The following is a 20828-nucleotide window of genomic DNA, read 5'->3' as shown; positions in this document are numbered from 1 at the left end:
TTGACGGTGTAAATCGACTAGCTACTTCGGCGTATAAGCCACCTCGTCTGGGAAAGTCTTTACTTTTCGGACTTTCCCGACGTGGTGGACAGAACTTATCCGCTCGTAGCTGACCAAGTCGATTTACAACCTTTTATTAATCTGTGTTCGAAGGGTAGCTACATCGCATCTAAGCCGGCCTGTCTAGGAAAATCTTAAAATACGATGGATTTTCCTGACATTCCGGACAATCTTAGCTGCTTGTAGCTGATCGACCCTTCTCACATCCTTTTATCTCCAACATAGTCCTTGGCTGTGTAAGACTTCCATGATGTCATCGCGGCCGATAATGCTTTCTTGCAATTTGCTACCGGCGATTTGATTGGTAAAGGCATCAATTCTTTGGTTCGCATTACGTAAATCATAGTAAGTTTGCACGACCTCATCATATTCTTTTAAGTCACTTAATTGAAAGTCTTTAGGATATTCATTTTCAAAAACGATTTTATCTAATGGTAATCTTGGCTTTAATTGTGGTTCTTGATCAGGAATCCCCACTTGAATCCCTAATACTGGATAGGTCATTTTAGGTAAATCCAACACTTTAATTAGCTCTTTGGGTTGATTATTGATACTACCTAAAAGTACTGCACCAAGCCCCATACTTTCGACTGCATTCATCATATTTTGAATCGCTAAAGTCGCATCTTGCATCGCTTGGAAAAAGACATCCGTGGAATGCAATCGACCATCATCTTCCCCTTTTTGCAAGCGAATTTGTTGATTACGATATAAATCCGCAATAAAGATAAATAATTCGCCATTTAAGCCGACATACGGTTGCTTGCTGATATGACGAATTTGTTCACGCTTGGTCTCATCCGTGATATGCAGTACACTAAATTGTTGGAAGAAATTACTTGTCGATGTTTGACGCGCAACTTCCAATAAAGTCTTGATTTGTTCATCTGAGAGATTTTCTGCTTTAAATTTACGGATACTTCGATGATTCAATTGATGTTCAATGGTTTGGTTCACCATAATCACTTCCTCGTCACTATACTTAAACCTTGTGTTAAATCAGCTGCTAAATCGTGGGCGTCTTCAATACCAATTGATAAACGCAATAAGTCTGGCGTTAAACCATAAGCAAGACGTTCTGCTTCAGGAATGTCGGCATGGGTTTGCGTCGTTGGATAAGTAATCAGACTCTCTACCCCACCTAAACTTTCCGCATAGGTAAATAATTTTAGCTGCTCTAAAAATGGACCGACTTTGCTTTCATCGGCAATTTTAAAACTCACCATTGCACCCACACCTGGATAGAAGACTTCTTTGACTGCAGGATGATTTTGCAAAACTTCAACAACTATTTTAGCATTCTTTTCTTGCTGATTAAAGCGTAAAGGTAAGGTTTTCAAACTGCGGATAAATAACCAACAATCAAAGGCAGCTAAAGTCGGACCGGTTGTATTCGCCAAATATAATAAACGTTCGCCGAGTTCTTGCGTTTTGGCCACCACTACACCCGCTAAAATATCATTATGCCCAGCTAAGAATTTAGTTGCTGAATGTACGACTAAATCTGCTCCTTGGGTTAATGGCTTTTGACGTAAAGGTGTTAAAAAGGTATTATCAACAATGGTTAATGCTCCTTTTGACTTAGCAATTTCTGCTACACGCTTGATACTTACTTCACGCATTAACGGATTGGTTGGTGTTTCGATAAAGACGGCGCTAATATTCTCGGTGATTTGCGCTGCTAATTCTTCCTCAGTATCAAAATAAAGAAACTTTGCAATGCCTTGACGTTCAATTTCTTTAAAATAGCGATATGAACCACCATAGAGGTCACGCGAAACTAAAAATGCGCTGCCTGCTGGAAAAAGTTGGAAAACCAATTGAATGGCACTCATACCGGATGAAGTGACAATCGCTTGGGCTCCTTCTTCTAACTTGGCTAGTCCTTCTTCTAAAATAGCTCGGGTAGGATTTTTGGTTCTAGTATAATCAAAGCCCGTACTATGCCCGAATTTTGGATGAGAATAAGTCGTTGATAAATGAATTGGTGCACTGACAGCTCCAGTTTGCTCGTCTACACGATTACCTAATTGTGCTAAAAATGTTTCAATATTTTCTCCCATAGTTGTGATTACCCCTGTCCTTTTTATTATTTCAATGCTGCGATTAATTGATCTACCGCTTGTTTGATATTTGCGGGTGTGGTTGCTAAATTAAAGCGAATAAAGTCTTTGGTATCGTGGGCAAACCAATCCCCAAAATCAACAGCTAACTTCGCTTGATCTTGAACCACTTCTTTAGTAGTACGACCATTTAATGCTTGTGATAAATCAATCCACAATAGATAAGTGCCTTGTAACTCGCCTACTTTTACACTTGGCACGGCTGCTTCAAGATTTGTTTTGATATATTGATAATTATGATAAATGACATCAATCAGTGTTGCTAACCATTCATCACCATTTGCATACGCTGCTTGGGCTGCCACTTGGCCAATTAAGCTAGATTCTGTTTGGCGATTGACTTTGGCATAAGCACGATATTGTTTACGTAATGCTTCATTTGGAATCCAGATATGTGAATTTAATAGGCTCGCTAAGTTAAAGGTCTTAGAAGGTGCATTTAATACAATGAGATGATCTAAAAAGGCTCCTTCATTCACAGAAATAGCTGAAGTAAAGGTTTGTCCAGGCATCATAAAATCACTATGAATTTCATCGGCAATCACTAAGACCCCATGTTTTTGACAAATGGTTAATACAGCCGCTAATTCTTCTTCACGCCATACACGACCTACAGGATTATGTGGCGAACATAGAATAAATAATTTCACTTTTTCCGCAACTACTTTGGCCTCAAAATCAGCTAAATCCATTTCATAATGGCCTTCTATATTTTTCAGTGGACTATTGATTAATTTACGTTGTTTGTCTTTGATGGCATTACTAAAAGGATAGTATACTGGACGTTGGATCATCACAGCTTCTCCTTTTTCGGTAAAACAATCGACTAAATCATAAATTGCTTGTACGACTCCTGTTGAAAATTGTAGCCATTCTTCTTTAAAAGGGGTATTTTCATGGCGTGCTTGCCAGCCTAAATAAGTATTAAAATACTCCTTATCAACACCGGAATAACCAAAAATACCATGGGCAATTCGTTTCGTCAAAGCGTCCGTTACTGCTTTAGGTGTCGCAAATTCCATATCCGCTACCCATAAAGGCAATAAATCCGCATCGCCAAAGCGTTCCTCAAGGGCATCCCATTTTAAGGAATTGGTATTTTTTCTTTCTCTGGCATATTCATGAATAAATGTCTGTTGGTCCATCTTTTCACTCCGTTCTTTTGATTTATCGATTAATACTAGTATACTCAAGCTTTTCATGGCTTTCAATGATATGGCTAGATAGAAAATATTTATCACCAAAAAACCATTCTTCAAGCTACAGTTAAGCTCAAAGAATGGTTTTCAACACTAGTCTTCCGTTTTTTGGCGATATTCTTCCATTTTGCTTTGGAAGTATTTTTCCGTTTGACCGTAAGCAGTAAAGGTAATCGCATTGGCCCCCGCATTGATTGTTTCCATAATTTGCTCGTCTGTCTTACCGCCAGATGCCATAATTGGAAAAGTAGGGTAGCTTTCACGAATCCAGCGTACTAGTTTTGCGGTATCTTTACCACCAGCTACATTAAAGATATCCACACCTGCTTCGATTAATTTACCCAAATCTCTTTTATCGTTAACCACAGTATAAATAATTGGGATATCCACTGTATCATTAACGGCTTCAATGGTTTCAACTGAGGTCGGCCCATTTAGTACCACACCATAAGCGCCATGTTCTTCCGCAAAAGTTCCTAATCTAGCTGAGCGTTTACCCGAAGTTAGGCCTCCACCAATTCCTGCGAAAATAGGTACCTGGGCTACTTGAGAGATAGCGGATAAAATTCTAGTATTGGGCGTCCATGGATAGACAGCTAAAATCGCATCCGCATTATTATTCGCAATCAAAGCTACGTCCATCGTGTAAATAATACTCTTGATGCGTTTGCCGTAGATACTAATTCCTGAAGCATTGCGAATAACTTTAGGTAAATGCACCACACTTTGACGCAATTCAGAAAATAATTCAGGCATTTGTTTGGCTTGTTTGTCTTCTCTATTTGTCAACATTTTCACCTCATTTATGATAGGGTTGGTTATGAATAATACGAAAGGCGCGATAGATTTGTTCTGTCAGCATGACCCGCATTAATTGATGAGGAAAAGTCATCTTACCAAAAGAAATCTGCGCATTGCTTCGTTGCATCACGGCTGGCGACAATCCAAGTGAACCTCCTATGACAAAGACAAGTTGACTTTTCCCTTGAATACCTAGATTTTCGATTTTTTGGGCAAAAGCTTCACTACTTGGATTTTTTCCTTCTATCGCTAAAGCAATCACATATTCTTGATCTTTAATTTTAGCTAAGATTCGTTCGCCTTCTTTATCTTTAATTTGCATCATTTGCGTTTCGCTTAAATTTTCCGGCGCTTTTTCATCCGCTAGCTCAATGACTTCCACTTTTGCATAGGCTTGTAGACGTTTGAGATATTCTTGCATCGCCTGCACTAAATACTTCTCCTTTAATTTACCGACACCAATAATTTTGATATTCATTACATAATCCTTTCATTTAATCTATTCAAAACTATTATAACTATTTTTATTCTTTTTGACTAATCAGAATATCCAAAAAGTTATCCACTATTTTCCCACAGTTTTATCCACATTATGCACAGAATTATCCACACCATTGTGACAATAAATACTTAAATCACCCCCTTTTTAGAACGAACATCTGTTTTATCTATCTTTTTCACATTTTCCACAGCGTTGTGGATAACTTCAAATTTTTTATCCTCAAACCTTGTCCACAAATTGTGAATACAGTAAAATGAACATTAAGAAAATTCTTCAAAAATTTACAAACTTTTTACCCAATCCTCTTCATATTTTTTTCATAACTTCGCGCTAAGATAGGATTGTAAATAAGGAATACATAAAAACGTAAATAAATGAAACATACTTAATGTTGGGAGACAGAACAACTTAAGTCAGAGGAGGAAAAAATTTATGAGTAGAAGAAAAAATTCAAATACAATTATGAAAAGATTTGGTATCGGCATTTGTAGCGGTGTAATTGGTGGTGCCCTTGCTTTTGGCGGCTTGTATGCAGTCACTGGAATGAATCATACGACTAGCTCAACAGGTATTCAAAGTGCACAAACAGCAACTAAAGTTAAAAATGTGAAATATAATGTAGAAAGCGACGTAACAAAAGCGGTCTCTAAAGTACAAGGTGCAGTCGTTTCAATCATTAATTTACAAAATCAAAACGCACAAGGCACGGGCAGTTTAGAAGATTTCTTTGGTGCCCAACAAGGAAATAGTAGCAGTCAAAATAGCGGTACTTTGGAAACAGCCAGTGAAGGTAGTGGTGTCATTTATAAAAAAGAAGGTAAACATGCTTATATCGTGACAAATAATCACGTGGTTGAAGGTCAAAATGCATTACAAGTCTTACTAGCAGACGGTACCAAAGTCGATGCTGAATTAGTTGGTACGGACAGCTATACTGACTTAGCGGTAATCAAGATTGCTAGCGATAAAGTTTCAACGGTTGCTACTTTTGGAGATTCAGATAGTCTAAAAGTTGGTGAACCTGCCATCGCCATCGGATCACCATTAGGAACTGATTATGCCAACTCAGTGACTGAAGGAATTATTTCCTCTTTAAATCGTCAAGTCGTGAGTGAAAATGATTCCGGTCAAGAAGTCAATATCAATGCTATCCAAACTGATGCAGCGATTAACCCTGGTAACTCTGGTGGTCCATTAATTAATATCGCCGGTCAAGTTATCGGAATTAACTCAAGTAAAATTGCTACCACTTCAACCTCAAGCTCTGGTGTAAGTGTTGAAGGTATGGGCTTTGCAATTCCAAGTAATGATGTCGTCAATATTATTAATCAACTAGAACAAAGTGGGAAAGTAACTCGTCCTGCTTTAGGGGTTAGAACGGTTGATTTGAATGCTTTATCTGATCAACAAAAAACAAACATCTTAAAAGTACCTGCCTCATTAAATGAAGGTGTCGTGCTTGCTCAAGTCAATAGCGCAACGCCTGCAGAAAAAGCTGGCTTGAAACAATATGATGTCATTACTGAAATTGATGGTGAAAAGGTCAATGATGGCACTGCATTAAGAGCCGCGCTTTATAAAAAACAAGTCGGTGACAGCATTAAAGTGACTTACTATCGTGGCAATGACAAAAAGACAACCACCGTACACCTTACCGTCGACCAATCAATTAATGAATAAGGTTGTAAATCGACTTGGTCAGCTACGAGCGGATAAGATTGTCCAACACATCGGGAAAGTCCTAAAAGTAAAGACTTTCCCAGATGGGGTGGCTTATACGCCGAAGTAGCTAGTCGATTTACACCGTCTAATAAGGTTGTGAGAAGGGTCGATCAGCTACAAGCGGCTAGAGTTGAAAGGGAATCTTAAACAAAATACAAAATCGGAAATGGCCCAATCAAGTGGCTATTTCCGATTTTTTTAGAAAATAATATTCTCTTTTATTGCTTCAAGGTCTTTAATTAATATTTTTCGTTTGCGCATCTCAATGGCACCCGAATCTTTCAACTGCTGCATCATACGGTTGACACTGCTAGCTGAAGCAATGCCACAAAAATGCGCAATTTCTTCATTGGTGACCACAAAATCAATTAAAATCCCTTCAGAAGTGTCCACACCAAAGCTTTCATATAAATCATATAATTGCGTGCAAACTGCGCCAAATTTACCATTCATCAGCATTTGTTGCAATTTTTTCATCGCATAAAGCAGACGTACTCGATAATAATCCTTCACATAAAGCTGTAATTCTTCACTCTCATTAACATCTTTCCAAAACTGTACCCGGTCAATTTGATATAATTCTGCCTTTTCCGATTCAATCCGAATATTAAACGGTGAATCAATAAACTGTGAATACTCATCTTTCAACAGTGATACGATTTCTAGCCCTGTAATATAGCGTAAATTAAACTCGCGACCATCTCTAGAAATGACGGAGGTTTTAATGATTCCATCTTTTAAAATATAAACATAGCGATCCTGAATGCCTTCATACATTAAATACTTTTTCTTTTCCTTTACTACAACAGGAAAATTTCCCTTGTTTAAATACTTTTGCAATATTTGGTCATCCATCAAAAACTCCCCCACTCAATTCACTTTTTCATTCACTTTCAGAAAAACGTTCATTCTTTATTAAACTAATTATACCGCAAAACTCAACAACATTTGTATATATTCTTTGTGAAATTTAAATGTTTTTTACAATTTTTTATAGCAAAGTCGCATTTTTTGTTTATCAAATGCGTGTATAGTAGGCTCACAAGTGATTGATAATCCCACTGAGGTGCGTTTTTCCCTTGATTTTTATGACCTTCTATCAATTTCTTTTTACATGAAACATCTAATATTCAAACGCATCTCGGGACTTTTTCACTTTAAAAAAATGAAAATAGAATGATTATTTATTCACAATCTATTTTCAAAAAAATGAAAAAAGGAGCATGAGAATGTACCGACCCCCAAAAGTTAGACCATAAAATCTAACAATTGGAGGTCGGTATTTTTATGTCCAAATATTCTTTTGAGTTTAAAAAGCAAGTTGTAAATGCTTATCTTAATGGCGAAAGTGGTTATACTTATCTTGCAAATAAGTTCGGCATTCCATCTGCTAATAAAGTTAAACTATGGGTGGATAATTACAAAGCATTTGGTGATGAAGGATTAAAACGTTCTAGAAAAAAAGATTTTTATTCTTTTGAAAAGAAGCTTTCTATAGTAGAGTTATATTTATCAAGTGAAATCTCATATCAAGATTTAGCTCTGCAAGAAGGAATTACTAATCCAAGTATGATCACAAATTGGGTGAGTCGCTTTCGTGCAGCTGGTCCTGATGCCCTAAGACCACGCAAGAAGGGACGAAAGAAAACATTGAATACAACTAATGGCAATACACAAAACAAACCAGTTGAAGAATCTTCTGTTGATACAAGTGCAGAACATGTAAAAGAGCTAGAAGATGAACTTCTTAAATTGAGAATTGAGAATGCCTTTTTAAAAGAACTGAGGAGGCTGCGTTTAGAGGACGAGGAAAAAATGAGAGAACGGCACTCGTCATCAACAGTCTCCGACGAGAATTCAAACTAAAAGACCTTCTCTCTTATACAGGCATGCCTAAAGCAACATATATGTATTGGCAAAAACGATTTGATAGAGAAAATCCTGACAAAGAACTTGAAGAAAAAATCCAAGAAATCCGTAAGAATAATAAGGATTACGGATATCGTAGAATACATGGAGAGCTTCATAATCAGGGATATCTCATCAACAAAAAGAAGGTTCAGCGAATAGTTCAAAAACTTGGCTTGCAGGTGACATCCTACACACGCAAAAGTAGGAAATATAGTTCCTATAAGGGCAGGATTGGTACCATTGCACCCAACAGAATTCGCAGACGCTTTAATACGCACATACCCCATCAAAAAATCACAACGGATACGACTGAATTTAAGTATTATGAAGTTGATGTCAAAGGACATATGACAATGCATAAGCTGTATTTAGATCCATTTATGGATATGTGTAATGGAGAAATACTAAGTTACAGCATCGATAAGAAACCTTCAGCAAAGAATGTAATGAATGCCTTGGATAAAGCCATTGAAATCACTTCAGACTGCCCTTATAGACGAACATTCCATTCTGACCAGGGTTGGGCATACCAGATGAAGGCATACTCTCACAGGCTAAAAGAAGAACGAATATTTCAAAGCATGTCTCGAAAGGGCAACTGTCTAGATAATTCCGTAATGGAGAATTTCTTCGGTCTGCTTAAGCAAGAGATATACTATGGCGTTATTTACTATAGCTATGAGGAATTAAAAATGGAAATAGAACGATTTATAAAGTATTATAATGAACAACGAATAAAAGAAAAGTTAGGATGGATGAGTCCTGTTCAATATAGGCTCCATCTTTTAGCTGCATAATGAAAACGAGACGACCGGAGTCGTCTCGTAAAAAAGTCTAACTTTTGGGGGTCACCTCAGAAATCTCGTGGAAAATTCAGTAGACAAACTATTTAACAAAGGTTTCATCAGTATTACCCTGATTAACTTCGTCGTGTATCTGGTGTATTACCTATTAATGGTGATTATCGCCGTAATTGCCCAAGACCAATTACAAGCAACTCTAGGTCAAGCCGGACTTGCTTCTGGTATTTATATCATCGGAACTTTATTGGCGCGACTATTTATGGGTAAAAAACTAGAACTAATTGGTCGTAAAGCTGTCTTACGTTATGGCGCACTATTTTATTTATTAACGACGATTGCTTACCTTTATATTCCAAGCATTCAAATTTTATACCTAGTACGTTTATTAAATGGTTTTGGTTATGGCACCGTTTCAACAGCTACGAATGCGATTGTTACAGCTTATATCCCAGAATCAAAACATGGTGAAGGGATTAACTACTATGGTTTAAGTACGAGTTTAGCCGCTGCCATTGGTCCATTTATCGGAATGATTTTACTAAACAATACAAGCTTTTACTTTATTATTATTTTCTCAATTGTCCTTATTTTACTTACTTCGATTGCTTGTTTTGTCTTTCCTGTTAAAAACATTCAGATTACCAAAGAACATCGCGAAATGCTTGAATCTTGGAAACTAAATACCTTCCTTGAAAAGAAAGTTGGATTTATTTCAGGAATCGCCTTTATTATGGGGGTTGCTTATTCTTGTGTCTTATCTTTCCTTTCTTCTTATGCTAAGGAAATCCATTTAGTTGCCGCAAGTTCATTTTTCTTTGTTGTCTATGCTTTAGTGATTACTGCAACTCGTCCAATGACCGGTCGTATTTTTGATGCAAAAGGTGAAAATTATGTCATGTATCCTAGCTACTTATTCTTAACACTTGGCTTATTTTCACTAAGTATTACAAACTCTAGCTGGTTATTACTATTCTCTGGTGCATTAGTCGGCCTAGGCTATGGCACATTCATGTCAAATGGCCAAGCTGTATGTCTTAAAACTTGTGATGGCCATCATATTGGAATTGCTTTATCAACTTACTTTATCGGCTTAGATTTAGGACTTGGCGTAGGACCTTATATTTTAGGTGAACTTCATCAATTCTTGAATTTCCCACAACTATACTTTGTTTCAGGTCTTTTACCAATCGTTTGTGCCGTCCTTTATAAATTATTCTACAGACCAAAATATGCTGACAATAAAATCATCGAAATCACAACAGAAAGTAAAGGTGCTTAATTATGAATAACAATGATTTACAAACATTAATCGTCCAATTACTTAGAAAACTAGATGAAACCAACGAACGCTTAGAAAACTTAGCTGACCGTGAAGAACAACGCCAATCCGAAGAAGAAAACTACCTAAGCGCCATTAGAAGAGCCATCCAAAACGACAATATCATCGGATAAGGATAAGGTTGTGAGGCAGCTCGCTCAGAAAAAAAGAAGTGGTCCAAAGTATCGGGCCACTTCTTTTTTGTGATTATGCTAATACAAATTCTGAACCAACAACTGCATCTGGTCCTAATTCTAAAATCCCACGTTTCATTGGGGCATTTGGTAATTGAAGTTCGCGGGCTGAACAAATCATACCAAAGCTCTTTTCACCACGTAATTCGCCTGGCCAAATCATCATTCCATCTGGCATCATCGCACCTGGTAGAGCCACTACGACTTTTAAGTTTTTGCGAATATTAGGTGCACCACAAACAATTTGTAGGCTTTCGTGTTTGCCATCAAAATCAATTTGCGTAATAGATAAATGATCACTATCAGGATGTGGTACGCATTCTTTCACAAATCCAACCATAAATTTTGGACTAGCATCATAAGTCAATCTTTCTTCAAAGCCAGATTTTTGTAATTCTTCATTTAATACGTCCACTTGCTCTTGTGTTAATTTCACTTGACCTTGAGCTGTTAAGGGTAAATAAGTAGAAACTTCAAAGAAATTATAACCCACAATGGTGCCATCCACTGTTTTAATTTGGGCGACATTGCCTTTTCTTTCTACCGTTTGTTCCATATTTTTATCATTTGCGCAGATAACCATCAAACAGTCACCGACATGCGCTTTATTATAAGCAAAAATCATTCTCTTTTCTCCTTTACTTTTCATACACATAGGCTATCTTATCAAAGAAAAAGCTAGGCGTAAAGACACAACTTCCACCTAGCCAAAAAAATGTGACCACGTACCTGATTCAATGATAATCATGATACCAAGGCCAATATAAACTGCCGCCATTACCCAGCGACCAAAATGTTCTAAAAATTCACTCACAAAAGATAATTGGGCGAATGCTTTTCCTAAAATAATCAAAAGGATAATATTTAATTCAAAAATAACTAAAGTCCAAATTAATTTAGCTGTCGATAGGGTTAAAAAGTAAGGCGTAAATAAACCAATATTATCCGCCCCACAAGAAGCAAAGGCAATCAAAGCAACCGTCCATAATAAATTTTTATCTTTGCGCGTTGTTAAGGTTGCTTCGACTTTTTCTTCGTCATCATCGCCAAAGAATAAATATTTCAACCCAAAGCCCAGTGGAATCAAGCCTAAAAAGCCTAAGATCCATTGTTGAGGGACAAAATGCAGCACAAAAGCTAAAAATAAACTGACAGCAATTAGACCATTTGAACCAATGAATTGGCCTGCAGCAATTTTTTGAGCCTGCGTTTTACTTGAATAGCGATTATTAATCAGCATCAAGATGACTAACAAATCTAACGCAGTCGACCAATACAAGACACTAGAGGTAAACACAAAAGACAAAATTTCCACCTACATTTCATTAAGTAATGACATGTCCCGTTATTTTATTCAAATGGGACAACTAAACAGTCACAACTCGCCTCACGCACAAGATAGCTAGCAACACTACCTAACATTAACTTTTCAAGTGCGTGCAAGCCAGATTGACCAACAACGATTAAATCTACCTGATAAGTTTCAACTAGTTGATGGGCCAATATCAAGCGTGGCGAGCCACGATAAACAAGAGATTTAACAGGTGCAAAATGATGAAAATGCGCATAATCTTCACATTTACGCAATAAATTCATCGCTTGAGCCTCTTCTTTAGCTAGAATATCTTCATTTAATGGCGCAAATTCTAACATTTTAGGTAGCTGTTGATCAATCACATGCACAGCTAACAACAAGGCTTCATTTCTTTTGGCTATGGATACTGCTTTTTCAAAGGCCCGAAATGCTTGCGGCGATCCATCAATCCCAACTAAGATACAGCGATATTCTTGCACCTGCCATCCCTACTTTCAACCATTATAGATTAGCTAAAAAGTCCTCAATTTCTGCTTTGGTTTTGCGATTTTTATTAACCAGACGACCTAATTCTTTGCCATCTTCAATCACGACAAAACTAGGAATGCCAAAAATATTCCATTTACTTGCCACATCAATAAATTCATCACGATCAACTTGAATAAATTGATATGCTGGAAAGTCGGCTTCAATTTCAGGCATGGCTGGTTTAATAAAACGACAATCTCCGCACCAATCTGCTGTAAAGAAAAAGACGTTTTTGCCCTTTTCCACATAAGTTGCTAATTCTTCTAAACTTTTTGGAATAATCATCTATTTTCCCACCTTATTTATCAAATAAAATTGTATCGACTGTTGAACGATCTAAGCCTCGTAAAACTTGGATTAAGAATTCACGAGCCGCTTCAAAGTCTTTAATGCTAAACATGGTTTGATGCGTATGGATATAACGTGCAACGACCCCAATTGTAGTTGATGGAATACCTTCATTGGCTTTATGCGCAGCTCCTGCATCGGTACCACCACCTGAAACAAAATATTGATAAGGAATATGGTGCGTACTTGCTGTGTCTAATAAATATTCTCTAAATCTAGGCAATAAAATATGACCTGGATCTAAAATACGTAAAAGGGTGCCTTCTCCTAAATGACCGAAAGTACCGTTTTTAGTGACTAAATCATCTGCTGCTGAACAATCCAAAGCAAAGAATAAATCTGGTTTGAATTTTGTCACAGATGCACTAGCCCCACGCAAGCCAACTTCTTCTTGGACATTCGCACCGGCAATCAATGTATGCCCTAGTGATTCATTTTGTAAAGCTTCTAAGGCTTCTAAAACTAAAGTACAGCCAAAACGATTATCCCAAGCTTTTGAAATAATATTTTTTTGATTGGCCGTCATAATCGTTTGTACATCAGGCACAATGGTATCACCTGGTAATACACCAAAACTCAAAGCTTCTTCTTTAGATTCAAAACCGGCATCAAATAAGATATCCGTCACTTGTACATTTGCTTGAGCGCCCTTGCCACGTAATAAATGTGGTGGAATAGAGGAAGAAATACATGGATAGTTGCCTTTTGCTGTTTTTAAGACAAAACGCTGTGCAGAAACGACATAAGGATTCCAGCCTCCTAGTGGTGAAACCTTAAATAATCCACGATCCGTAATTTGTGTCACCATAAAACCTACTTCATCCATATGAGCCGCAATCATAACTCTTGGGGCCTCTTCACTTTGCGCATGACGAATCCCAAAAATACCACCTAGACGATCTTGGTCAATCTCATCTACTAAAGGCGTCATTTTTTCACGCATATAAGCCCGAATATCCCCTTCAAAACCACTTGTACCGGTTAATTCTGTTAATTCTTTAATCCGTTGAAATGTTTTTTCGTTCACTACAACTCTCACCCTTCTAAAGTAATATCACACTTATTATACCTTTTTCATTTCCATTCGCCAAATACTTACGACAATCGCTTCTTGAATATTTTAGGCTTTCTTTCTTAACTAGGAATTTTCATGAAATTTTGCTATAATAATAGAAAAAATTAGAAAAACAGGTGAATGCTATTGAGTATCCAGTCACAATTTAGAAATGGTCTAGCTATCGGTATTGGCGTTGGTTTATTAAGCGGTTTTGTCTCAGCTAGTTTCACGAAAAAAGATAAACTTCTTCAGGCCGACCATATTTTAGAGAAAATTAAAGATGCCTTTTTACTAGAAGGACCAATTGAAGGTAGTTGGATTGAACATACCATGCAACCTTATCAAAAATTTGCGGTTAAAACTCAAGGCTACCCTGGAGGCATCACACGTTATGAAGATGACCAACTCGTGACCTATGAATTTCTTGCGGATGCCAAAACAGGAGCTATCTTGGAATTAAATCGCATTTAAAAATAGCCAATCTAAGTCTGAATCACTTGGATTGGCTATCTTTAGTAGATTATGAATGAAATTTTTTACTTCCTACGCGACGATGGAAATTCGGATCTTTAGGTAAATCCGGGTTAATCCCTTTAGTCTGAGCAATCATACTAGCCAACACTTGAAAGACAATAGAGATAACAAACGTTTGATAGGATCCATATTTTTCTATTGGAAGATTAAGCGTATTATCAGCAAGTTGGGCATTATTCGAAATAACATAAATGTGCGAATTCCATTCAGATAAGACCGCTAATAAAGTAGCCAAATTCTTTTCTGAGCCATCATCAACAAAAATCAAAAAAGAGTCTGCATCCACAGCGTTGTAGATTCCATGAATAAATTCATCATATTCATAAGCAACAACTGGTATTCGCAGTGTTTCTAGCATCTTTAAAGCACCCTCTAAACCATCCCCATAATAGTTAGCAGGTACTACTACTTTTATTTCCTTAGCTTGAGCAAATGTTTGCTTCTGTGCCTCCACCCATTCATAAATTTTTGATATATCACTAGGTAACTGCACTAAGAGTTTCAATAAATTTTGCTTAATTTCTTCAGTAACACCAGCTTTCCCACTGAGAGAACTAGCAATAATTAAAAGTTGTAATTTAGTGGCCGAATACCCCATTGTCTTAGGTCCAGCTTTTTCGGCTTCAATCGGTAATGTGAAAGAAAAATCAGCTATTTCATCTAACAAAATTCCCTCATAAGCGGAAAGTGAACCCAAAATACAATGATTTTGCTTAGCTACTTGCATGGCATGATAGGTGGAATAACTGCCCCCATCTTGGGAAATGCCTATAAATAATACTTTTTCTGATGTTAAAAAAAGATCATCACATACTTGAAATGGATAGTAACTCTCAACAGGAATCCCCGTTATTTGACTCATCCAATGTTTCATTTGCACACCAGAATGATAACTCGTTCCCGAACCAGTCAACATAATTTTGTCCACTGTTACATCAGCTAATAATTGTTCTATTCGCTTCTTGCTATTTAAAACTTCTCCTAAAGCCTCTGGCGTCTTATCAATATATTTATCCATTAATGCCATTACTAATCACTCACTTTCTGCCAATCAATCAAATGTGCCTTCATTTCAAAAAAATTTTGAAAAATGCAATTTGCACTCTTTTGATCAATCGTATAATTTTTGGGTTTTAATGCCCAGACATCCATTTTCGCCCTTTTAGCAGCCAAAATGCCATTAAAGCTATCTTCAATCACTAGACATTCCGCAGGTAAAACTGCTAATTGCTCACTCGCTTTTAAATAGATATCAGGAAACGGTTTATTTCGTTTCACATTTTCACCACTAATCACTACATCAAAGTACTTACTTAATTGACATTGACTTAACATCAAAGTAATATGTTCTGGATTTGATGCTGATGCGAGTGCCACTTTCTTCTTTTGCGCATGAATCTCTTCTAAAAAATCAATCACATGAGGCATCAAATATTTTTGGTATTGAATGGGATTTTCATTTTGATATTGATCATATTTTCTTTTTAAGCGCTCACGTTTTTTGGCATCGCTGACTAATTGTTGCCAAACTGCTTCGTTACTTAGGCCGACAAAGTCTTGTAACTGAGTATGTTCTGGAATCTCTCCTAAACGATTAAAGAAATCTAAGCGTCTTTTGAGATAGGCTGCTTCACTATCAACAATGACCCCATCCATATCAAAAATTACCGCTCGATACATCTTATCCCTCCTCGTAAAAAATCCTAGTTTAGACCAAATGCTAGGTAGCTCTTAGAATCTAAACTAGGATTTCAAAAATTTAATATGGAACTTGCCACATATATTTACGCGTCATATAATCTTTTCCAATACAATAAGATAATTCTCTCATATATACGTTATTCAAAATAGGGGAGAATAAAATATGATTGAAATATTCTTGAATTGGTTCAGCTATTTTATCTAAACCAAGTTGTTTACCATCTAAAAGATAAACGCGACTGCCACCATATTGTTTTAAGAATTGAACTGCTCGTAAATCAGATGCTCGTGTTCGTCCCACAGAGATTAATTGAAAGACTGAAGTTTGAGGAGTCAATATTTCAAAAGGGCCATGGAAGAATTCACAACTATTAATGGTTGGCGAATCAATTTGCAACATTTCTTCTAAATTGCAAATAGAGAAGATATAAGCTGAGCCATATGCAGGACCACTACCCATTACATAAATCGGTTTTTTATCCACATTTTGCAATGCCCAGGCTTTAGCAAGGGGAGTCGTCTCTTCAACTGCTTGACGATAGAGCGCATCTACTTGATCGAAAGCTTGCATCGCATCCTCATAATGTTCAAAGCCTTCCTGCGCATTCATCAATGTCATACTTAACATCAATCCAACGCTTGAATTCACTCTTTCCATTCGACTCTCATCGATAGCAATCGACTCATATTGGATACAGATATCACAGATTTTTGTTAGCTCGGATTCATCCACATATAAGGCAATCGTACTCGCACCTAAATCTTTAGCTACTTGAGCTGCTTTACATGTCTCAGGAGTTCCTCTCATCGAACAAATAATTGCCAAAGTATGCGCATCAACATACTTAGGGGGCGCGTAATAAAATTCATTACTCGTAAAACATTCAGAACGAATTTGTGTGTCCTCCCGACTCAAAAAATATTGAGCCGGATAAAAACCACCATTCGAACCACCTGCAGCAATAAAAACAACTTTATCAATCTGCTTTTTCTGATTCAAGATTTCCTGAATTGCTTGTTGAACTTCTTCTTGAATTTTCATAAAATCATCTCTTAATATTCTAATTTCCACATGTAGCGACGTTTTGTTAATGGATGTTTTCTTGCATCTGCTAATTTTTCAGCATATACACGCATCACACCAGTAATTAACATAGGGTTAAAGTAATCAATCACATTTGGTCCTGCCACAGAAGCTAAGCCGTAATCTTTAGCATCAATCACTGTAACTTTAGCATCAAAGCGTTGCATAAATGTTAATGCACGTGCATCCATCGCTCTTGTTTTACCATCACTCATGAATAATAAGTAAGGCGCATCTTTTTCCGTAAGTTCAAATGGTCCGTGGAAGTATTCACCAGAATTCATATTTGGTGCTGAAATCCATTGCATTTCCATGAATAAGAAAGCAGCCGTTGAGTAAGCGACCTTAGCCGTTGCCCCACTACCAACAACATAAATGGTTGGATCATTCTTATAACTTTCGGCAAATTTTTCAGCAGCTGGACCCACTGATAAGACAGATTTTTCAATTAAACCACCAATACCTGCTAAAGCTTTTTGTGCTTCTTCATAATGATCATATCCTTCAAACTGAGCAACGATTTCAATAGCTAAAGCCAAAGCATAAGTCATTTTTTCAGTTTTCGCAGCATAGTTTGTACCGAAATCATGAATAATTTCATATTCAGCTTCTTGTAAGATAGGTGAACCTGCAGAATAAGATAATGAAACGACATGCGCACCTAATTGACGAGCTTTTTTCGTTGCAGCCACTGTTTCTGGTGTCGTTCCACCTAATGAAGCAGTCACAACAATGGTATCTTCAAAATTCACTTTTGGTGTATCGTAGTTAAATTCATTTGCTGTAGTAATTGTTGTTAAGAATCGATTACTTTCATGTGTGATGAAGTAATAAGCTGGATATAAATCCGCCATTGAAGCACCGCAACCAACAAATAACACGCGGTTAATATTTGCGTTTTTTCCTTTAATTTCCTTTACAATTTCTACTACCTTATTTGACATTCTAAGTTCCTCCTAAAATAATATTTGTTTCAAAAATTCCTAATTTAGAATTCCTAATACACTTAATAAAATTCCTCCAAATACACAGATGCTTAAAATAATTCCGTTACTTACTTTTTTCTTTAATAGCCAATACATAAAGAACGTAGCACCCAACGAAAGCATTTGTGGGAAGATAGAGTCTAACGTATCTTGTAAGACAAAAGTTTTACCTACATGGAATGGCGTTGTAATCCCAATCATACTTGCGACCATCGAACCAATAACCATCAGACCCACAATATTGACATAATACATTAGCTTGTCAATTACACCACTGCCAATCAATTGTTGTAAGTATTTATTCCCCATGGTATAGCCTAATTTACCACCCCAATATGTGACAATAAATGATGGGATAAATGAGATGATCATTGCTAAGATTGGTCCTAAAATACTTCCTTTTTGAGCTAAGTTAATTCCTAGACCAAATGCTAAAATACGAACAGTACCTTGGAAGAATGAATCTCCAATCCCTGATAAAGGTCCCATTAATGAGGTTTTTACCCCGTTAATTGAATCGGGATCAAAAGAATCAGGATGTTGCGCATATTCTTCTTCCATCGCTGCAGATAAACCTAAAACAAAAGCACTTGTTTGTGGAGTACAGTTATAGAAAGCTAAATGACGACGATATGCTTCTTTTTTCTTTTCTAACATTTCTGGAGATGAAGGATTTTTTCCGTAAATCTTATCAATAATAGGTGCAATCCCGTATAAAAATCCCATATTCATTTGACGTTCATAGTTCCAAGAGGCTTGAATAAACCAAGAGCGCCAGAAGAAAGACCATGTTTTTTGTTTCAATTCTTTATCATTCATTGCTTTTACTTCAGCCATGTTGCATTACTCCTCTCTTTATAATTCCTCTAAATCATCTAAATCATCCATTGGCGCTTGATTTGCTGCAGATGGAGTATTTGAATTTCCTTTATCTAAGCTGTATAAAATGACAGCTAAAATTACAGCAAAAATCGCTACACCAGTTACTGATAATTTAGCATAAGCAGTAACAAAGAAACCTAACATCAAAAATACTGTTGTTTTCTTACTTAACATTGTAGACATTAACAAAGCAAACCCATAAGCAGGTAAAATCTTACTTGCAAGAGATAGACCATTTGTTAACCATTCAGGAATCATCTTAACAAAAGAGTTCACAACACCAGTTCCAAAATAAATAGCTAGGAACACTGGGACAAAGTAAAGTAGAGAATAAATAATTGGTCCCCAAACAATGTGATAGTTTTGAGCCTTTACAAATTTTCCTTCTTCAACCGCTTTATCAGCAGAGTGAGTCAAGGTAGCTAAAAACATACGAGAAACAATACCTAATAATTGACCTAAAATACCAATTGGAATGGCAATCGTTAAAGCTGTTTGTGCATTTGTATTTGAAAGAATCGCAAACGCTGCAGCAATAATCGAGCCTAATGTCATATCCGCAGGAACCGCAGCACCAATACTTACAATCCCTAAAGACATTAATTCTAAAGTTGCACCAACCATTAAACCTTTTTGTAAATCACCTAGTGCAATCCCTACCAAACAGCTAACGATTAATGGACGTTCAAAATTTAATCGCCCTAATAATCGTGAGTCTAGCATTGCAAAAACACCAATAATCCCAACTAATATTGCTTTTACTAACATAGGGAAATCCTCCTTAACTAAATTTTTTCATTGAGTAATTCTTTTCGTGATGTTGGTACTTGTTGCATGACCAACTGGATTCCTTTTTCTGCTAATTGTTTACTTAAGGCTACTTCTTCATCCGTTAAAAAGATAGCATTAGTATAACGTTTCGCACCAGGACGATCAGGAATACCACCATAATTCACTTCTTTGATATCCCCGTGCGCGGTCACAAATTCATACATTTCTGACACATTTCCGAAAATAACCATGATATTATCCGGTAAAGCTTTAATCTGATCTAGTTTTTCTAATGCTTTGGCTACACTAAAAACATTCAATTTGACATCAGCTGGCTTAGATAATTTCAATGACATTTTCTTAAAATCATCCGTAGAAGCTTTATTATCAATCACAATAATCCGATCGATATTTTGCGATTTTGTCCAGGCAAAAACCACTTGCCCATGTAATAACCGATGATCAATTCTAACCACTTTAATCATAGTAAATCCTCCTCTTCAGTATTTTCTTTCATTAAATGGTTGACAAAAACTACTCCTTCTTTACCCATTGATATAGCCTCTTCTATCATTTCTGTCGTCAGTGGACAAACGGCTGTAGCAAGTGTAATGATTACGGGTAAATTCATTCCACTAATTAAATAAATTTGAGGATATTGATTAAGTAATTGAATCATTTCATTATTGACCGATCCGCCTAAAACATCGGTGGCAATGACTATTTGTTCATCTTGATTTTCATTAATAAGTGCTTGAATATCCTCCAAAAATTTCGTTTCGCTACCATCTGAATAAGCTGCAAAAGAATAAATATTTTCATTTTTACCAACAATCATTTCCAATGTATCTTTCATCCCTTCTGCAAGCTTTCCATGACTGGCTAATATCATCTTCATCTTTCATTCCTCCTTTCTTACACTTTACTAAAAGCAAAAAGCGTGCCAAAAATCAGCACGCCTAAAAATTGATTCTATTTTTCTAATACAA

Annotated in this window: 24 protein-coding genes; 5 read left to right on the top strand and 19 right to left on the bottom strand. The window is 36.6% G+C overall.

Features of this window, described 5'->3' with window-relative positions; genetic code table 11:
• Positions 1–270: 270 nt before the first annotated feature.
• The 5 genes from I567_RS06635 to rlmH form a co-directional block, all read right to left on the bottom strand.
• The gene (locus tag I567_RS06635; protein WP_016251479.1) at positions 271–1020 is read right to left on the bottom strand and encodes an NADPH-dependent oxidoreductase; all 750 of its coding nucleotides are present in this window, start codon (positions 1018–1020) and stop codon (positions 271–273) included.
• Between the two features lie 2 nt (positions 1021–1022).
• The gene (locus I567_RS06630) at positions 1023–2123 is read right to left on the bottom strand and encodes an aminotransferase class I/II-fold pyridoxal phosphate-dependent enzyme (RefSeq protein WP_016251478.1); all 1101 of its coding nucleotides are present in this window, start codon (positions 2121–2123) and stop codon (positions 1023–1025) included.
• A 26-nt stretch (positions 2124–2149) separates the two neighbouring features.
• Entirely contained in the window at positions 2150–3328 is a 1179-nt protein-coding gene (locus I567_RS06625; RefSeq protein ID WP_016251477.1) for a MalY/PatB family protein, read from the bottom strand.
• A gap of 147 nt (positions 3329–3475) precedes the next feature.
• Positions 3476–4174, bottom strand: coding sequence for a beta/alpha barrel domain-containing protein (locus I567_RS06620; RefSeq protein ID WP_016251476.1), 699 nt, complete (start codon positions 4172–4174; stop codon positions 3476–3478).
• A 7-nt stretch (positions 4175–4181) separates the two neighbouring features.
• Entirely contained in the window at positions 4182–4661 is a 480-nt protein-coding gene (gene rlmH, locus I567_RS06615) for a 23S rRNA (pseudouridine(1915)-N(3))-methyltransferase RlmH (RefSeq protein WP_016251475.1), read from the bottom strand.
• Positions 4662–5117: 456 nt separating this feature from the next.
• On the opposite strand from rlmH, the gene I567_RS06610 reads away from it, so the two are divergent.
• Positions 5118–6365, top strand: a complete 1248-nt coding sequence (locus I567_RS06610; RefSeq protein WP_016251474.1) for a S1C family serine protease — start codon at positions 5118–5120, stop codon at positions 6363–6365.
• A 240-nt stretch (positions 6366–6605) separates the two neighbouring features.
• Here the strand turns inward: I567_RS06610 and I567_RS06605 are convergent, their stop codons facing one another.
• Positions 6606–7262: a Crp/Fnr family transcriptional regulator gene (locus I567_RS06605; RefSeq protein ID WP_016251473.1), complete on the bottom strand. Its 657-nt coding sequence runs from the start codon at positions 7260–7262 to the stop codon at positions 6606–6608.
• Positions 7263–7694: 432 nt separating this feature from the next.
• Here I567_RS06605 and I567_RS12420 point away from each other — a divergent pair.
• The 3 genes from I567_RS12420 (at position 7695) to I567_RS12775 (ending at position 10573) form a co-directional block, all read left to right on the top strand.
• Positions 7695–9115 (top strand): IS3 family transposase gene (locus I567_RS12420; RefSeq protein ID WP_111736131.1). Its coding sequence is split into 2 segments (ribosomal slippage): positions 7695–8262 and positions 8262–9115, totalling 1422 coding nucleotides; the frame shifts between segments, so codons are not numbered across the junction.
• A 67-nt stretch (positions 9116–9182) separates the two neighbouring features.
• The gene (locus tag I567_RS06590) at positions 9183–10400 is read left to right on the top strand and encodes an MFS transporter (protein ID WP_026209945.1); all 1218 of its coding nucleotides are present in this window, start codon (positions 9183–9185) and stop codon (positions 10398–10400) included.
• A gap of 2 nt (positions 10401–10402) precedes the next feature.
• Positions 10403–10573, top strand: a complete 171-nt coding sequence (locus I567_RS12775) for a hypothetical protein (protein WP_016251470.1) — start codon at positions 10403–10405, stop codon at positions 10571–10573.
• Positions 10574–10646: 73 nt separating this feature from the next.
• On the opposite strand, the gene ytpR is transcribed toward I567_RS12775, so the two are convergent.
• The 5 genes from ytpR to pepA all read right to left on the bottom strand — a co-directional run bounded on the left by ytpR (position 10647) and on the right by pepA (position 13851).
• Complete coding sequence (gene ytpR, locus I567_RS06585; protein ID WP_016251469.1) at positions 10647–11258, bottom strand: YtpR family tRNA-binding protein; 612 nt, start codon at positions 11256–11258, stop codon at positions 10647–10649.
• Between the two features lie 78 nt (positions 11259–11336).
• A complete protein-coding gene (locus I567_RS06580; protein WP_026209944.1) occupies positions 11337–11942 on the bottom strand; it encodes a CadD family cadmium resistance transporter in 606 nt (201 codons plus the stop codon).
• Between the two features lie 41 nt (positions 11943–11983).
• The gene (locus I567_RS06575) at positions 11984–12427 is read right to left on the bottom strand and encodes a universal stress protein (protein ID WP_016251467.1); all 444 of its coding nucleotides are present in this window, start codon (positions 12425–12427) and stop codon (positions 11984–11986) included.
• 22 nt (positions 12428–12449) lie between these two features.
• Positions 12450–12761, bottom strand: coding sequence for a thioredoxin family protein (locus I567_RS06570; protein ID WP_016251466.1), 312 nt, complete (start codon positions 12759–12761; stop codon positions 12450–12452).
• Between the two features lie 13 nt (positions 12762–12774).
• Entirely contained in the window at positions 12775–13851 is a 1077-nt protein-coding gene (gene pepA / locus I567_RS06565; protein ID WP_016251465.1) for a glutamyl aminopeptidase, read from the bottom strand.
• Between the two features lie 174 nt (positions 13852–14025).
• Here pepA and I567_RS06560 point away from each other — a divergent pair, with 174 nt between their 5' ends.
• Entirely contained in the window at positions 14026–14352 is a 327-nt protein-coding gene (locus tag I567_RS06560; protein WP_016251464.1) for a hypothetical protein, read from the top strand.
• Positions 14353–14401: 49 nt separating this feature from the next.
• On the opposite strand, the gene I567_RS06555 is transcribed toward I567_RS06560, so the two are convergent.
• The 8 genes from I567_RS06555 to I567_RS06520 all read right to left on the bottom strand — a co-directional run bounded on the left by I567_RS06555 (position 14402) and on the right by I567_RS06520 (position 20737).
• A complete protein-coding gene (locus I567_RS06555; RefSeq protein ID WP_016251463.1) occupies positions 14402–15442 on the bottom strand; it encodes an SIS domain-containing protein in 1041 nt (346 codons plus the stop codon).
• A gap of 2 nt (positions 15443–15444) precedes the next feature.
• Complete coding sequence (locus I567_RS06550; RefSeq protein ID WP_016251462.1) at positions 15445–16095, bottom strand: HAD family hydrolase; 651 nt, start codon at positions 16093–16095, stop codon at positions 15445–15447.
• 79 nt (positions 16096–16174) lie between these two features.
• On the bottom strand, positions 16175–17158 hold the full coding sequence (locus I567_RS06545; protein ID WP_016251461.1) for an SIS domain-containing protein: 984 nt from the start codon (positions 17156–17158) through the stop codon (positions 16175–16177).
• Between the two features lie 11 nt (positions 17159–17169).
• A complete protein-coding gene (locus tag I567_RS06540) occupies positions 17170–18144 on the bottom strand; it encodes an SIS domain-containing protein (protein WP_016251460.1) in 975 nt (324 codons plus the stop codon).
• 39 nt (positions 18145–18183) lie between these two features.
• Positions 18184–19023, bottom strand: coding sequence for a PTS system mannose/fructose/sorbose family transporter subunit IID (locus I567_RS06535; protein ID WP_016251459.1), 840 nt, complete (start codon positions 19021–19023; stop codon positions 18184–18186).
• Between the two features lie 18 nt (positions 19024–19041).
• On the bottom strand, positions 19042–19836 hold the full coding sequence (locus I567_RS06530) for a PTS mannose/fructose/sorbose/N-acetylgalactosamine transporter subunit IIC (RefSeq protein ID WP_016251458.1): 795 nt from the start codon (positions 19834–19836) through the stop codon (positions 19042–19044).
• A 17-nt stretch (positions 19837–19853) separates the two neighbouring features.
• Complete coding sequence (locus tag I567_RS06525; protein WP_016251457.1) at positions 19854–20324, bottom strand: PTS sugar transporter subunit IIB; 471 nt, start codon at positions 20322–20324, stop codon at positions 19854–19856.
• A complete protein-coding gene (locus tag I567_RS06520; protein ID WP_016251456.1) occupies positions 20321–20737 on the bottom strand; it encodes a PTS sugar transporter subunit IIA in 417 nt (138 codons plus the stop codon). The genes I567_RS06525 and I567_RS06520 overlap by 4 nt, the downstream gene beginning before the upstream one ends.
• Positions 20738–20828 lie beyond the last annotated feature (91 nt).

It is taken from the genome of Enterococcus cecorum DSM 20682 = ATCC 43198, assembly GCF_000407565.1.
Classification (GTDB): Bacteria; Bacillota; Bacilli; order Lactobacillales; family Enterococcaceae; genus Enterococcus_E; species Enterococcus_E cecorum.
The sequence above is the reverse complement of the archived record's forward strand: the minus strand, read 5'-3'. Positions and strand labels throughout refer to the sequence as shown.

What these genes read in the sequence shown, in the direction of transcription:
- I567_RS06635 (WP_016251479.1), bottom strand. Translation starts at nt 1,020, where the DNA reads ATGGTGAACCAAACCATTGAACATCAATTGAATCATCGAAGTATCCGT.
- I567_RS06630 (WP_016251478.1), bottom strand. Translation starts at nt 2,123, where the DNA reads ATGGGAGAAAATATTGAAACATTTTTAGCACAATTAGGTAATCGTGTA.
- I567_RS06625 (WP_016251477.1), bottom strand. Translation starts at nt 3,328, where the DNA reads ATGGACCAACAGACATTTATTCATGAATATGCCAGAGAAAGAAAAAAT.
- I567_RS06620 (WP_016251476.1), bottom strand. Translation starts at nt 4,174, where the DNA reads ATGTTGACAAATAGAGAAGACAAACAAGCCAAACAAATGCCTGAATTA.
- rlmH (WP_016251475.1), bottom strand. Translation starts at nt 4,661, where the DNA reads ATGAATATCAAAATTATTGGTGTCGGTAAATTAAAGGAGAAGTATTTA.
- I567_RS06610 (WP_016251474.1), top strand. Translation starts at nt 5,118, where the DNA reads ATGAGTAGAAGAAAAAATTCAAATACAATTATGAAAAGATTTGGTATC.
- I567_RS06605 (WP_016251473.1), bottom strand. Translation starts at nt 7,262, where the DNA reads ATGGATGACCAAATATTGCAAAAGTATTTAAACAAGGGAAATTTTCCT.
- I567_RS12775 (WP_016251470.1), top strand. Translation starts at nt 10,403, where the DNA reads ATGAATAACAATGATTTACAAACATTAATCGTCCAATTACTTAGAAAA.
- ytpR (WP_016251469.1), bottom strand. Translation starts at nt 11,258, where the DNA reads ATGATTTTTGCTTATAATAAAGCGCATGTCGGTGACTGTTTGATGGTT.
- I567_RS06570 (WP_016251466.1), bottom strand. Translation starts at nt 12,761, where the DNA reads ATGATTATTCCAAAAAGTTTAGAAGAATTAGCAACTTATGTGGAAAAG.
- I567_RS06555 (WP_016251463.1), bottom strand. Translation starts at nt 15,442, where the DNA reads ATGGCATTAATGGATAAATATATTGATAAGACGCCAGAGGCTTTAGGA.
- I567_RS06550 (WP_016251462.1), bottom strand. Translation starts at nt 16,095, where the DNA reads ATGTATCGAGCGGTAATTTTTGATATGGATGGGGTCATTGTTGATAGT.
- I567_RS06545 (WP_016251461.1), bottom strand. Translation starts at nt 17,158, where the DNA reads ATGAAAATTCAAGAAGAAGTTCAACAAGCAATTCAGGAAATCTTGAAT.
- I567_RS06540 (WP_016251460.1), bottom strand. Translation starts at nt 18,144, where the DNA reads ATGTCAAATAAGGTAGTAGAAATTGTAAAGGAAATTAAAGGAAAAAAC.
- I567_RS06535 (WP_016251459.1), bottom strand. Translation starts at nt 19,023, where the DNA reads ATGGCTGAAGTAAAAGCAATGAATGATAAAGAATTGAAACAAAAAACA.
- I567_RS06530 (WP_016251458.1), bottom strand. Translation starts at nt 19,836, where the DNA reads ATGTTAGTAAAAGCAATATTAGTTGGGATTATTGGTGTTTTTGCAATG.
- I567_RS06525 (WP_016251457.1), bottom strand. Translation starts at nt 20,324, where the DNA reads ATGATTAAAGTGGTTAGAATTGATCATCGGTTATTACATGGGCAAGTG.
- I567_RS06520 (WP_016251456.1), bottom strand. Translation starts at nt 20,737, where the DNA reads ATGAAGATGATATTAGCCAGTCATGGAAAGCTTGCAGAAGGGATGAAA.